At 50.1% G+C, this 13,935-nt stretch carries 14 protein-coding genes; 6 read left to right on the top strand and 8 right to left on the bottom strand.

Annotated elements, in window-relative coordinates; genetic code table 11:
* The first annotated feature begins 269 nt into the window (after positions 1 to 269).
* Complete coding sequence (locus Q0628_RS05405; RefSeq protein ID WP_298768883.1) at positions 270 to 464, top strand: hypothetical protein; 195 nt, start codon at positions 270 to 272, stop codon at positions 462 to 464.
* Entirely contained in the window at positions 464 to 1,150 is a 687-nt protein-coding gene (locus Q0628_RS05400; protein WP_298768881.1) for a MauE/DoxX family redox-associated membrane protein, read from the top strand. Before Q0628_RS05405 ends, Q0628_RS05400 begins: the two co-directional genes overlap by 1 nt.
* Here the strand turns inward: Q0628_RS05400 and Q0628_RS05395 are convergent.
* Positions 1,128 to 2,279 (bottom strand): glycosyltransferase, encoded by a 1,152-nt coding sequence (locus Q0628_RS05395; protein ID WP_298768879.1) that lies wholly within the window; start codon positions 2,277 to 2,279, stop codon positions 1,128 to 1,130. The genes Q0628_RS05400 and Q0628_RS05395 overlap by 23 nt on opposite strands.
* A gap of 93 nt (positions 2,280 to 2,372) precedes the next feature.
* On the opposite strand from Q0628_RS05395, the gene Q0628_RS05390 reads away from it, so the two are divergent.
* Genes Q0628_RS05390 through Q0628_RS05380 form a run of 3 tightly spaced genes read left to right on the top strand, consistent with a single transcriptional unit; the run spans position 2,373 to position 5,654 of the window.
* Complete coding sequence (locus Q0628_RS05390) at positions 2,373 to 3,323, top strand: glycosyltransferase (protein ID WP_298768876.1); 951 nt, start codon at positions 2,373 to 2,375, stop codon at positions 3,321 to 3,323.
* Positions 3,323 to 4,219, top strand: coding sequence for a glycosyltransferase family 2 protein (locus Q0628_RS05385; RefSeq protein WP_298768874.1), 897 nt, complete (start codon positions 3,323 to 3,325; stop codon positions 4,217 to 4,219). Before Q0628_RS05390 ends, Q0628_RS05385 begins: the two co-directional genes overlap by 1 nt.
* On the top strand, positions 4,203 to 5,654 hold the full coding sequence (locus Q0628_RS05380; protein ID WP_298768871.1) for a hypothetical protein: 1,452 nt from the start codon (positions 4,203 to 4,205) through the stop codon (positions 5,652 to 5,654). The genes Q0628_RS05385 and Q0628_RS05380 overlap by 17 nt, the downstream gene beginning before the upstream one ends.
* On the opposite strand, the gene Q0628_RS05375 is transcribed toward Q0628_RS05380, so the two are convergent.
* The 7 genes from Q0628_RS05375 to Q0628_RS05345 form a co-directional block, all read right to left on the bottom strand.
* Positions 5,651 to 6,085 carry a PTS sugar transporter subunit IIA gene (locus Q0628_RS05375; protein WP_298768870.1) on the bottom strand — a complete coding sequence of 145 codons (435 nt, stop codon included), beginning with the start codon at positions 6,083 to 6,085 and terminating at the stop codon, positions 5,651 to 5,653. The two genes, Q0628_RS05380 and Q0628_RS05375, sit on opposite strands and share 4 nt — an antisense overlap.
* Complete coding sequence (locus Q0628_RS05370; protein ID WP_298768869.1) at positions 6,086 to 7,099, bottom strand: phosphotransferase; 1,014 nt, start codon at positions 7,097 to 7,099, stop codon at positions 6,086 to 6,088.
* Positions 7,100 to 7,164: 65 nt separating this feature from the next.
* A complete protein-coding gene (locus Q0628_RS05365) occupies positions 7,165 to 8,181 on the bottom strand; it encodes an ABC transporter permease subunit (protein ID WP_298768867.1) in 1,017 nt (338 codons plus the stop codon).
* Positions 8,182 to 9,012, bottom strand: coding sequence for a dihydrodipicolinate reductase (gene dapB / locus Q0628_RS05360; RefSeq protein ID WP_298768865.1), 831 nt, complete (start codon positions 9,010 to 9,012; stop codon positions 8,182 to 8,184). It abuts the gene before it with no gap.
* 120 nt (positions 9,013 to 9,132) lie between these two features.
* Positions 9,133 to 11,178, bottom strand: coding sequence for a transglutaminase family protein (locus Q0628_RS05355; protein ID WP_298768863.1), 2,046 nt, complete (start codon positions 11,176 to 11,178; stop codon positions 9,133 to 9,135).
* Positions 11,175 to 12,317 (bottom strand): DUF58 domain-containing protein, encoded by a 1,143-nt coding sequence (locus tag Q0628_RS05350; RefSeq protein ID WP_298768861.1) that lies wholly within the window; start codon positions 12,315 to 12,317, stop codon positions 11,175 to 11,177. Before Q0628_RS05350 ends, Q0628_RS05355 begins: the two co-directional genes overlap by 4 nt.
* Before the next feature lie 63 nt (positions 12,318 to 12,380).
* Positions 12,381 to 13,292 (bottom strand): MoxR family ATPase, encoded by a 912-nt coding sequence (locus Q0628_RS05345; protein ID WP_298768859.1) that lies wholly within the window; start codon positions 13,290 to 13,292, stop codon positions 12,381 to 12,383.
* A gap of 398 nt (positions 13,293 to 13,690) precedes the next feature.
* Here Q0628_RS05345 and Q0628_RS05340 point away from each other — a divergent pair.
* Positions 13,691 to 13,935, top strand: a 245-nt coding sequence (locus Q0628_RS05340; protein ID WP_298768857.1) for a carbamoyl-phosphate synthase domain-containing protein, incomplete at its 3' end; no start/stop codon positions are given.

Raw genomic sequence — 13,935 nt, 5'->3', positions numbered from 1 at the left:
CAAGTTTCACGGCGGGAACCGCCTACGGCACTTCCAATGCCGCATTCAAGCCGAGCGGCTCGGGTAGCATGATCATCTACGGCGGTGACATCAAGTCGGTTGCCCAAGTCGATGTGGGTTCCATGAAGGAAATCGCCCTCCCCAACGGCATGACCTTCTATGAAAAGTAATTCGCATTAGAGATTCAACTCCATCCACAGGCTCTCGGGTAACACCGGAGCCTTTTATTTGTTAAAATCTTTCACATGAATTTTTGTATTTTAATAGGCATGAAGAACATTTTTGATAAATTTTTAAAGTTTTCCGTAAATTATCTAAAATCCCTCAACTGGATTATATTACTCGGCATAGCGGCCTTCTGCATCGCACTTGCCGTAATCAACAACATCCGCGTCGACGACGCCAAGTCCGTCGAATGGATTGGAAGCCAGGAAATCCTAGAAAAGCCAGGTGAGGTTCTGTAATGAAAAATACGATCATTTCTGCAGTACTGCTCGTTGTCTCCTCAGTCCTTGTGGCAATCGGTGTCGCCGAGATTTCATTTCCGGAATCTTTCTTGACGTTCACCGATCAGGATTGGCTTATCGACTTGTGGCCAAAGGCATACCGCTACAATATTCAGGTAGGACTTGTCGCGATTACAATTGCGACCGCCATTTGTGTCCCAGCTTACCGCCTGCAAAAGGACTTCGCCATCCGCGCACTCGAAACACTGTTCCGCGTGGGCATTGGCGGCATGTTCATTTTCGCAAGCGTCTACAAGATTCAGGACCCGCATCAGTTCGCCGTCCTTGTGGCGCAGTACCAGTTCTTCCCCGCTTTGCACCTAGAAAGCGCAAACAACTTCTTTGCGCTGGTGTACCCACAGTTTGAATTCTGGTTCGGACTTGCAATGATCGTAACGCCGTTTGTGCGTGAATCGGCTTTCGCGATTTTCTGGATGTTCGTAAGCTTTATCATCGCACTCGCATGGGCGCTCGGCAACGACCTCGGCATTACCTGCGGTTGCTTTGAGCTTGAAGACGGCAACGCTCACGACAAGGCAGAGGCGTGGACAAGCCTAATCCGCGACATCATTCTGATTTGGCCCACATTCTGGCTTGCGACCAGAAAGAATCACAGCCTGATTAAGGTGTGGCGTCGAAAATAGAATTCAAAAAATCAACGACACGTTTACTGAACGATTCCATGGAGCAGCGGTCCAGAAGGACCGCTGCTTTTTCGTCATCCATCACTTTTTCGCCGGCGAGCACGCGATCGACAACGCGTGCGTAAGCCTCGGCATCCGTCGGTGGATCGATCAGCGGACAAACGCCTTCGAGATTTTCCTTGACTGCTGAGGTTGCGGCACAAAGCGCTGGCGTTCCGCAGGCAATCGCTTCAATAGGCGGAAGCCCAAATCCCTCGAGGAATGACGGATATACCATCAAATCAGAATAGCGATAGAATTCACGCAACTCCTGGGCTCCGAACTGATCAAAATGATAGACATTATACAGTTTCTTTTCGTTCACGATAGCACGCAGATGTTCCGAGAACTTGCCCACGCGAACAAAGGCCACATGCGGCCTGAGGCTTGCCATTTCAAAGAATGTCTCGATATTCTTGCGCGGTTCGTCGAGACTTACATTCAGGCACATGCCATCAAAATTCTTGATGCCGTACTTGCGGAGAAAAGCCTTCTTTTCTTCAAGCGTCGGTTTCGTTTCGGGCTTGTTGAACAGGGCGCTATCGATGGGACAGCCAATAACGGCCCCTGGTTTAGAGGACATCCTCGCACCAAAATGATTTGCCGCCTGGCCACGAGTCCAATTGGAATTGTACACGAAAAAGTCCGCCTTGACAGTCGGGCGAATGTAGAATAAGTTCAATAGTTTGAACTTCGCGCTATTCGGGTACAGAGTCTCGGCAAAAGTATCGTGCACGAACATGACCGTCTTTGCACGGCCCTTCACCACCGGTACCAAGAACCCTAGTTCCGGCCGAATAAAGAAAACAATCTTAGGCTGAATTTTCTTGACTATCTTTTTTAGCGGAGAACGGAAACTCAAATACCCCGTATAGAGCGATTTCGCCCACACTTCGTGGGATACATAATTTGAATCTTGCGAAGCCGCCGCATTCGTTTTAGCGACATCGCCAAAAAACTTGGGAGTCTTGAGCCAGAGTACATGGACATCGTATTTTCCCGAAACCGCCTTGACCAGATTCAGCGTCAATCGCCCGAAACTGGTACACTCATTTTTATCACAAACAAAAAGGACTTTCGCAAGGCTCATAGTACATCCCTCAAACATTAAAATAATAGCAAAAACATGATTCAAAACCGCCCCAAACACCCTTAAAAAAAGCGTTTTTGCTATATTCAGGGTATGGCGAAAATCGGCATCGTTCTCGCGACCTACAATGGCGAAAAGTATCTTTCAAAGATGCTCGATTCACTTGTGGCGCAAACTAGACAAGCCGACCTTATCATCGCCGTAGACGATGGTTCTAGCGACCGTTCCATTGAAATCCTGAGACAGTATGAATCCAAGCTTCCATTGCAAATAACGCCCTTATCTCAAAATGGAGGACACCGGGCAGCCTTTTCGAGGGCTCTTGAGCTCATACGTCCGCAGCTTACAGACAACGACCTTATAGCCCTAGCCGATCAAGATGACATCTGGCTTCCGCAAAAGCTTGATATACTCGAGAAGGAAATCTGCGAAAAAAAAGTCAGCCTGATTTTTGGCGACGCCCAAGTCATTGATGGCGATGACAAAATTATCAGCCAATCCTGGCGCAAAATCAATTTCATTCCCAAGGAACTTTCCCTAAAGGCCCTCCTGACTGGATTTACAAATGTCACCGGCTGCATGACTCTTTTCCGAGCAAACCTTCTGAAACGAATCCTACCTATTCCCGAAGGCGTTCCCGTACATGATCAATGGATTGCCTTGTGCGCAAGCATCGAAAATGGAGTATCTGCCATAGACGTCCCCGTCATTCGCTATCGCATCCATGGTCAAAATGCCATTGGACTAGGCCATACTCATACCTGGACAGGAAACCTGAAGCTCAACTTACAATGGTCCAGAACCATTCAGGACTCCCCCATATACAAAGACCTGTCCTCAGAAGAACAGAATTTCCTCAATCACTATATAACCTATATCCAGGATCGCCTTGGCAAGGCGTTTATTCCCCAATACCTTTCCTGGGTTATCCACAACGCGCACAGCATTTATCCGCATATCAAGAGCCGCGCCAAAATGATTCCGATCATCATCTATGGAATTCTCGGAGCACCTGTGATTACCCGTTTTTTTGGAAAAAAATAATGAGTTCCGTTCATACAATCTTGGTCAATTACAGGAACCACGAGAAGACGGTTCTCTGTCTACGCGCCCTTGAGAAGGGAACGGTCAAACCCGATGCGGTTTACATCATCGACAACGCATCCACTGAGGAAAGCAAAAGCTATTTCCAGGCCAATTCATTTATTTTTCCTGTCATCTGGATTTACAACAAGCAGAATATAGGTTTTGCCGCAGCATGCAATCAGGGAATCAAGAAATCACTCAATGCTAATAAGGACGCCTTTGTCTGGCTACTGAACAACGACACGATTCCTAGCGAAAAAGCTCTAGAAAAACTAATTGAAACAGCGACTGTACAGAAATCGGGGATTACTGGTTCTGTCATCAAAAAAAATAACGGAGATTTTTCTGGAGGCGTCGGTTTCATCCATCCCAAATTTGCCTCGGTACACCGCCCCCATTCGACCGAAGATCAAAATTACGACTATATCGAAGGATCATCTTTCCTGATTTCTCCCGAATGCCTGCAAAAAGTCGGGTTGCTGAGCGAGGACTATTTTTTGTACTTCGAGGAAAGCGACTACTGTCTCGAGGCAAAACGCAAAGGACTCAAACTCGGCTGGGCAACAGAAAGCATTATCACGCATGACATCGGATCTTCGACCGGCAGCGAACAAGGAAAGGGTGAAGTACCTTATTTCATAGACTGTCTCATGATTCGCAACAGGATTCTTTTTGCACAAAAGAATCATTTTCCCTCATTCGGATACATTACTGGCTTATGTATAAGCATTTTACTCCGAATCAAGCGATTGCAATGGAACCGAGCCTTTAAGATTATGCAGATAATCCTTTCGGAACACGCTTTCAAAAAATTTATCGAGACAAATGGCGGAACCTATGAAATTAAGCATTAATGCAAAGACAATCCTAGCGAGTATCCTCGCCATCCTTACGATGCATTCTTTTGCAACAGCCACTGCCTCACATATCACCATTGCAGATTCCGCACGCCACCACGAGGTGAATATTGGCGCGCAGTTGGTCGACTCGCTTGCGATTACGAACCTGACGAATGCACCGACGCATTACGACAATTCGGCATCAGTACGCCTGTTCTTGAACGGACACTTTACTGAACGATTCTTGTTCAACGCCCGCGTCAAGGTGAGCACGGACCACACGAATAAAGAAATCTACGACAACTTTTACAACCCGAGCGAAGGAATCCCCTACAACAAGCAGAGCGACAACAAGCGCACTTGGGATATTTTCGCAGCTAACGCCAGCTACGACTTGGACGCCGTTAAGCTACTTGCCGGATTCGACTACCTGAGCATGGGCCCCGCCCGCAGAAACCATGTAATTTTGCGCGGCGAGCAGAGCAATTACCGCCCGTGGCAAGATTCTACGAGCCGCATTTTCGAACCCGCCCCCACGCCTTATTTCGGCTACCAGTTTGAATTGGGCCCAATCGTTTACTCGCAGTACGCCATGAAGCTTTTCGAGAAAAAGAACTTCGGCAAGTACATGCACGTACACCGTTTGGATTTGAATTTGCCCAAGAACATTACATTCGGCCTTTCTGAAACGGCGCTCTACGGAAGCACCACCGAGGAATTCCCGAACCCGAACGAAGATGCCGACAGCACGGGACGCGAATTTGAATGGGCCTATGTGATTCCATTCATTCCTTATGTTTTCCAGGAACACCTGCAGGGCGACCAGGACAACATTTCACTCGCGTTCGATTTGAGCGTTAAAACGATTACGCATTGGGAATTCTACGGAGAACTCTTGTGGGACGACATGAAATCGCCTACGAGCATGTTCGATGACGGCTGGTGGGGCAACAAGTGGGCCACCTCGGTCGGCATCGCCCGCGATAGCCTTAAACTCGGCAGCACGCTTTGGAACTGGTATCTGGAATACACCCGCGTAGAACCTTGGGTATACACGCACCACAAGGGCGGCGGTTACACGTACCGCAGCTATTCGCAGAGTCTCGGCACCGATCTCGGTCCGAACAGCCGCGAAATCTATAGCGAAGTCAGTGGACTTTATAAAGTCGAAAACGGACTCTTGAAAGACGCCTTGTTCAAAGGTACGCTACATGCAAGTGCCGTCGCCAAGGACACGGCTTTCGGCGGAAACATCACCGACATGCACACGCCCGAAAGCGATACTGACAAAAAATTCTTGAACGACAACACCTCTTTGCACTACGTGGAAGTCGGCGGTAAAATCGAAATCAAGCCGTGGGAATGGATGACTTTCCGCGCAGGCTATGACCGTTACTTCGGTGATTACGAAGGCTTCCGCGCTATGGTCGGCGGGAGTTTCCAGTACTAAACATACTCTTCAAATAAAGCTTTCAGGTGCTCGGGAGTTTTGGCTTCTAACATCTGGGCACGCCACTCCGGGTTCAGCAGTTTACGAGCTATGTTTGCAATAAACTGCGTATGACATGTTGCAGATTCCGCCGGAGACAAGAGCAGACAAATGAACTGCGGCACTTGCCCCGCCTTCACGGCAATGTCGGTAAATCCCTTGGGGCAAACGGCAAAAGCAAACAGAGGCTGCGGAAGCCCCGGCACCCGCGTGTGCGGCAACAAGAGGCCCTCGCCCATGTAGATTCCCTGAGATACACGTTCCGACAGGGACTTCCATGTTGCCATGGCATCGAACTTGATCGGTCCATGCACCAGAGCGTCGTAAGCAAAGCCCAATGCCCTTGGGAACGGCTCAGGTTCCAAATAATGCTTTACATAGAAGGGCTGCATTTACGCCAACGCATTTTCCATGAAATCAAACACCTTAGGCGAAGTCGCCTTGGCCATCTTCTTGAATTCATCAAAGACAAAACGCAGCTGGCGTTTGCCCGGTTCGATGTACTGTTCGAACTTCTGGATTCCCTTCACCTTGCTGAGGAAGCAATAGGCTCCCATCGCCTGCATCACGCGCTGCAAGCTAGCGTGAATAAAGGCTTCCCAAGCGTCTTCCTTGGTGTAGGTCTTGGTTTCGCGATAAGAAACGCGCCAATATTCAAAGAAGTCCTTGATTTCGGTCAGCGAAAGTTCTACATACGGGTCCCACAAGAGAGAAGCCAGGTCATAGAACATAGCACCGCGGCGTGCGCCCTGGAAATCCACGAAGGCGATTTCGGAATTCGGCTTCACCATGATATTCTGGCTCTGGAAATCGCGGTGCATCAGCACCTTGTGCTGGGCTTCCACAGAAACAGCAATCAAGGAATAGAAGTTGCGCACGTATTCAGGAATTTCCTGAATTCCCTTATGGGCCTTCAAGTAATTTTCAGTAAAGTAGTCGGTTTCCCACTTGAGGGCGGCAAAATCAAAGCGACGCAGCCAGAGGTCAGAGCGAGAACTGAAAAGCGAGCGGGAAATATTCTGCCACTTAATCAAGGAATCGATGACTTCGGGGTAAAGAATACGAACGTTGCCCGTCTTCTTTTCGGAACCCGGCGAAACAATGTTGTCGAGCAAGTTGTGGGCACCCAGGTCTTCTTGAAGCACAGAGCAAGATGCTTCGTCTACGCAATAAATCTTAGGCACCGGAAGTCCGAAAGAACCGAAAGCTTCGGCATAGTCCACAAAACGCTTAAAATCTTCATCGACCGAGGCAGAAACCTGCAACACGGCACTCTGCTTACCGGAGGCAATTCGGTAATACTTGCGGCCCGAACCGGCACCGGCGATAGAGGTGACTTCGTAGTCGGCATAGCCGCGGGACTTCAAAAACTTTTCAATAACAGGCGAAACAATTTCGTTACTCATGGTTTGTAATATAAAAAAGACGAAAGACGAGGAATGAAAGACGAGAGAAAAATAACGCCTTAAAGCTACGAGAATTTGATGCGCGGGTCTACGAGGGTGTAGAGGATATCGCTGAACAAGCGCCCCACCATAGCCATCAAGCTGCTCAGGAAGATGACTCCCATGACCACGTTGTAGTCGCGGTTGACCATGGAGTTGTAATAAAGCAGGCCCATGCCGTCGATATCGAAGACTTTCTCAATAAGGAGGGCGCCCGCAAACATCAAGGTGCAGATTTCAGAAAGACGAGTCGCAATCGGAATCAGGGCGTTACGGAGCGCGTGGCGAACGAGCGCCTGGTTAAAGCTCATGCCCTTGGCAAGCGCCGTGCGCATATAGTCCTTGCCGAGTTCTTCGAGCGCTGAATTTTTCATCAAGAACGTGAGGAACGCAAATTCGCTGATCATGTAGCAGAAAATCGGCAAAATCAAATGGTGCCCGAGGTCCACAATCTTTTCGAAGAAGGTAAAGTCTTCGAAGTCATCGCTTGTGAGGCCGCCTAGCGGGAAAATGTCAAGGTACGAGCCGCCCGCGAGGAATATAATCAGGAGGATACCGAGAGCGTAACCCGGCATCACGTAGCCAGAGAAAATCACGCCCGAAGAAAGCGAATCGAGTTTGCTCCCGTGATGCACCGCCTTCCAGAGACCCAGCGGAATACAGACAAGGTAACTCAAGAAGAACGAGGTAATTCCAAAGAACAGCGAAATCGGGAAACGGCTCGTAATCACGTCCCACACGGGGAGTCCGTAGGTGTAACTGGAGCCCAAATCCAAATGCAGAACGTTCCAGAGCCAAGTCAGGTAACGCTTCCAGGCGGGTTGGTCAAAACCGAAGTACGCCTGGATTTGTGCAATCTGGTCGGGCGAGAGTGCCTTGGAGGCATCTACCCCGCCCTTCATCGCAGCGGCCTGCTGCGCTCGTGAAATCATTTCCTCCACAGGTCCACCCGGCAATAGCTGGATAAGGATAAAGCATACCAATGAAATCCCGATGAGAGTCGGGATCATCAAAAGTAAGCGACGGAGGATATACGAGCGCATTTACCTCATCTTTCCAGAACGCAAAACATCCATCATGTTGAAGGGTTTGGCCGTTCCGTTTGCAATGTGACATGCGAGGAAGTTCACCGCGTCCACAGTGCCTTCGGCGTAAATCTTGCGGCCGCACACGTTATGCTGGAATTCAAAGTGAACCGTACCATCGGCACTGTCGAGGCTGTAGGTGTGGAATGCGTGACCGCCGAGGTATTCTTCGGGTACGTGCATGCGTTCCATCTGTTCCTTCTCGTCGCGGACCTTTTCGATATCGTCGACGGTGAAGTCAAATCCCATCTTCTGGAAGTCGCCCACCACGGCCTTCGCGGTACCGCTCGTATCGGCCTTGGTCTTCTGGTGGCTTTCTACCACGGAGAGTTTGTAGCCATTGAATGCCGTCGGGAATTCCTTAGCCAAGAATTCAATCATCATCTGGAAAGCGACAATCTGCTTTGCCATGTTCGGGGCAATCACGCTCGGGTGATTGGCATCGGCAACGAGCTTGGCGAGCGCTTCGCGGTCACCGCCGGTGGTCCCCATCACGAACGGAATCTTGTGCTTTACATAGAAAGCGGCGTTGTCGTTCACGGCCGTCGGGTGCGTGTAATCGATGCAAATGAGGTTCGGGTACTTTTCAAGAACTTCTGCGATGCGAGCTTCGCGATTGCTCGGCTTCAAAAGCTGGATGGTCTTGCCGGCGACTTCGGCTTCGTTTTCCACAATAATTTCACCCGTCAGAGAATACGGAACGAGTTCGAGACCGTGAGCCACGCAGGTTTCGGCCACAATGCGGCCCATGTTGCCCGGAATACCATTTACCATCACTTGTACAGACATATAATCTCCTGATTTTTTGAAGAACAAGATAGTTTTTTTAGACGAAAGACGAAAGACGAGAAACGAGAGAAAGCCGAAAAAGATGTTTGGATTTAACGGTTCGTCGTTGGTCTTTGGTATTTAAGCTTTCCAGCGTTTTTTTTCATAATCATTTAGAACCGCAAGTGCATTCTTTGCCTTCTGGATTTTTTTGAGAGGGGTTTGGTTCTCGGCAAGGTGTGAAAGCGCAATCCGGCAGCGTTCCGCAAATTTGCTGACAGTTTCGCCGGCTTCACGGCGAAGTCCCACGCGAGTCAAATCCCGCTCAGCGCGGTCAAGTTTTTTCACCCATTCCAGAGACCGTGCCGAAACAAAGGTGAGATCCTTGGCTCTTAATTTATACGCAATATAAATCTTGCGGCCAGCAAAGCCTGCGACAAGAATCACGAGCACCACATACAGAACCGGACTTTCTAACAATGCGGTTGACTGATTCTGCCAGCTATCGACGACGCGACGCCACTCGCCTTCTTTAAGGGCATGCATCACGCGAGCGAAACGCCCGCGCACGCCCTCCCATTTGACGCTCCACCAGCTGGGCGTATTCGCAAACTGCGGCAAAATGGGAGGCGTCGGGTCGAAGATTACCCAGCGATTATCCACATACGCTTCGACCCATGCATGCGAATGCTTGCGGCGAAAAATACTATAAGGCAGTCCCTCGACCACTTCAGGATTTGCAAAGCCTGTCACATACCGCGAAGGAATTCCCAAGCGACGGAGCACCAGCGCCGAAAGCGTCGCATAATATTCACAGAACCCCTGCTTTTCGCGCCAGAATACAAAAAGTGGATCATTAGAGACATCGCCTCCTTTCCAGCGCGTAACTCCCGGCACCGAAAGCGAATAGGTAAAGTTCGTTAGATAATAGGCAAGCATTTTCTGCAACACCAAAGCATCAGCAGCTCTCTCTATTGCCAAATTCCCTACAGAATCAGGTGGAAGCACATTGCGCAGACCCATTGCCGCAATCACCGAATCAATTAGCGGAAAATACCGTTCACCCACCAGCATGTCGCCTTTTGCGGAATTCAGCAAGGAATCAGGCATTTCGCACGCCCCCTCCGAAACGGGCTTGCATTTAAAATAATACCAGTCAGAGCGATTACCGTTACCATTCAGGCCCTGAACCATGCCTCCCGCAAAATATTTCAACGAGTCAACATCTTTTGCAGCAAAACCCACTGCGCCATAAGGAGCAAACACAAAGCCAAAGTTATCGAGCGTCGACTGAACCCATACCTGATCCACCTCGCGAGTCGAATCCGCCACAGTCAACGAATCTACCACCTCGAGTACCGCATAATCGACCTGATAATAGGCCGGGAAAAGTTTCTTGGCATAGCCCATCGGAAATTTCCATACTCCTGCCACATACCTTTCATAACTAGCCGCCTTAAAATACCGCGACGGATGCTTTTCCCAGACGCGCAGCACCACCTGATCATTATAGCGGGAATTGTAATTGCTTCCGAAACTCCCCAGCACCGCGACCGGATCAAAGCCCATCATGCGTTCGCGCAATTCATATTCTTCAGCCATTTTCGCTCCGTAACGGTAACGCTGCGTTTTCCAGTACTGCCAACCGCCATAAGAAATTGCACCGAGCACTGCCATTACGAGAAAAAAGAAGGTGTACTTATAGGGAGCCGTTCCGCGACGACTATAGGCGAAAAGAGCAAGTAAAAATCCAACTAGTCCGACAACCCCCCAGCCGTACGGAACCATGTACATTCCAAAGAGCAATGCGCCCACACCGTCAAAGGCGACAAAGACTTCAAAACCACCGTTCCCGCGGCTCCGTTCCTGCAACGCCGCCAAATACAGTAGGTAAATTCCCGGCAAAAATATCAGATAAGGCGACACGCCATTTTCAACGGACGGAGTCATCACCCAGAAAAGCGCTAGCGGCACAATCGCGCCGTAAGCCAAAATCTTGTTGTAGCGCGGGCGCTTCGCAAATTCGCGGCGGCACGTTGCATTCAATACGCCGACAACCACAAAGTAGATAGCAAACAAAAGGCCGAGCCACAAGAAATCAAACGTATGCCCTAGATTCACCGAGGCAAGGCAAAGGAACAGCACCTTAAAGGCGTAGCGGATGTCAACTTTCTCGCTCGCCATCATAGCGTCACCACCCCGCGTTCAAGGCCATCCAATTCTTCTGGCGATACCACCCGCAGTTTGTCATCAGTCGAAGCCGGATATTTTCCGACCACGATATGCTTGTTTACAAGCGGTTCTTCGTTTTCGTAAAGTCCAATGCGAAGCACCGGATCCATCGGGCGTGCCGCAGGAGCCCAAGGTACCGGCGGTTTTCCGTGCGCAAGCGATACAGGAGGAATTCTCGCCAAGGCATCCAGCAAATTCTTGCGGCTTTCGCTACCGCCATCCAGCGCAATTTCTTCGCTGTCAATAAAGAATCGACCTAGAATTTCGCGGTCCAGGAGCCACTCACCCACCGCAGCAGTCATGCGAATTGCCTGCTCCAAGTATTGTCGCGACTTGAAATTCGGTGTCGCCGTATCCAACAGCAGAATCACTCCCGCGCCGCGTTCCACCTCAAATTCCTTCGTGAAAGGCTTTCCGTAGCGGGCAAAAGCCTTATGGTGCAAGTCCCGCAAGGAATCGCCTTCGCGGTAAGGCCGTACTCCAATAAAATTCATGCCTCGCGTCAGGCTCGGCATCAAAAACGGCGCAAAGACCATGCCCGAAACTCCTTGCGTGAGGAACGGGAATTCCTGCACCCTGAGCGCGCGCGGGTAAACCAGCAGTTCTACGGAACCGTTGTATCCATAAGGCCAGCGCAAAAGTCCCATAATCTCGGGCACATTCGCAGAAACCTTGTTCAGCATGAAGGAGCCACGCCGTGTCGTTTTCACAAAGCATTCCATTTTGCGAGGCGGCTCACCCTTCCTAATTTTTTCGCGATCCGATTCAAGGCCTGTAAGCGAGGGCGGCAAACGGTTTGCCCCCAAGGTCACGCAATCAATCGTCGAGCGCACAGCCACATACGCGGTCACCGCAGCCGTTTCACCTTCGCGCACGCGATTCACCGCTACACTTTCTATCCAAATTTTGCTCCGCTTCGCCGTCACGAACAGGCTAAAGACAAGCCCCAGGAACAGCAGAAAATCGATACCCGCAAAAAACCAGGCCGCCCAAAATCCAGGCACCGCGCCTGCAAACATGGCAAGCAAAAAAAGCGAGGCAAACGCGCGACCTGCCGGAGTAAAGTAATCTAGCCACCAAAAGTATATCGCCATCAGGAGCCCCGATTTTTTCGGGGCCCGCGGAATAGAACGAATAAACCAATGGAAGAAAGACATTTATTTCGGCACCGCGACCTGTTTTAACATTCCCTGCAAAATCTTTTTGCTGGCGTCGGGGTCGCCACTGTCCTTGGCGAACACGCGGTGCTCCATCACCGGGAAAAACACGCGCTGAATGTCATCGGGATTCACAAAGTCGCGGTCATTCACATACGCACACGCCTGCGCCATACGCACCAGATTCAATCCGGCACGCGGGCTAGCCGCCAGACGTACGCTGCCGTCGTTACGCGTCGCCTGCACCAGTGAAATCACATAGCGCTCCAGCGATTCATCAATATGAATACCGCGTACCGTGGCACGAGCCTTCAAAATTTCTTCGGGACTCGTCACCGCCTTCAAAGTATCTATCGGGCGACTTATACGATGTGCGCGCAAAATTTCAAGTTCCGTCTCCGCACTCGGATAACCCACCGAAATGCGCACCATAAAGCGGTCCATCTGCGCTTCGGGCAGCGGGAACACCCCGTGGAATTCCACCGGGTTTTCAGTAGCCAGCACCATGAAAAGTTCCGGCAGCTTATAGCGTTCGCCTTCCAGCGACACCTGCCGTTCTTCCATGGCTTCCAGCAAGGCACTCTGCGTACGCGGCGAGGCTCGGTTGATTTCGTCGGCCAAAAGCACCTGCGTAAACACAGGACCCTTCTTGATTTCAAATTCACCCGTATTCGCCTTGAATACTGCACCGCCAGTCACATCGGCAGGCAACAAATCCGGCGTAAACTGGATTCGCGCAAAGTCCGCGCCAATCGCCGCGGCAAGCGCCTTCGAAAGCGTCGTCTTGCCGGTACCAGGAACATCTTCCACCAGCACGTGGCCGTCCGCCAACAGCGCCATCACCAAAAGCTCTACAGTCTCGGACTTTCCGAGCAGCACCCCATTCAAAGCATCTGTCAAATCTTTTATCATGTTTTAAATATATATAAAAAGGCTTTGTTTTATAAAGACGGAAATTTTTGCCAAAACATCTTTTACAAAAAATGTAAAATTAAATCGTTACTAGGAAAGAAAATGTAAAAATCTAGCCTAAAAACGGTGTTATTTCAAAAAAAAATTCCTTTTTCATCTCTCGCCAACGAAATATTCATTTTTTAAATTATGGTTCCGATGCAATTATCGGAAAACATCGAAGCCCACCAGACTCCTGTCGCTACGAGAGTATCGCAGCGCAGCCAAACGGCCCTCTTCGGGAATATCGTCGGTTTTCTGCCCCTCATAACCACTACTTTTTTTCTTCCTTCGGCAAAAGCATCCCGCTTTTGCCTTTCTTTTTGTACAGACATTTTCATTACACACGCGAGCAATATATGACAGATAAATTCAACTGGAAAGCGAAACGCGAGAAGAAAGCGTTCTTGGCACTGGCGGATGGCGCCGTGTTCCACGGGTATGCCTTTGGTAGTGCTACCGATACCGTCGGCGAAGCGGTGTTCAACACCGGCATGGCGGGCTACAAGCAGATTTTGACGGACCCCTCCTACGCGGGACAGTTCGTGGTGTTCACCACGGCCGAAGTGGGAGCCTATGCGGCGAACCTCGAAAAGTCCGAATC

Source organism: uncultured Fibrobacter sp. (genome assembly GCF_937877005.1).
In the GTDB taxonomy this organism is placed as follows: Bacteria; Fibrobacterota; Fibrobacteria; order Fibrobacterales; family Fibrobacteraceae; genus Fibrobacter.
The sequence above is the reverse complement of the archived record's forward strand: the minus strand, read 5'-3'. Positions and strand labels throughout refer to the sequence as shown.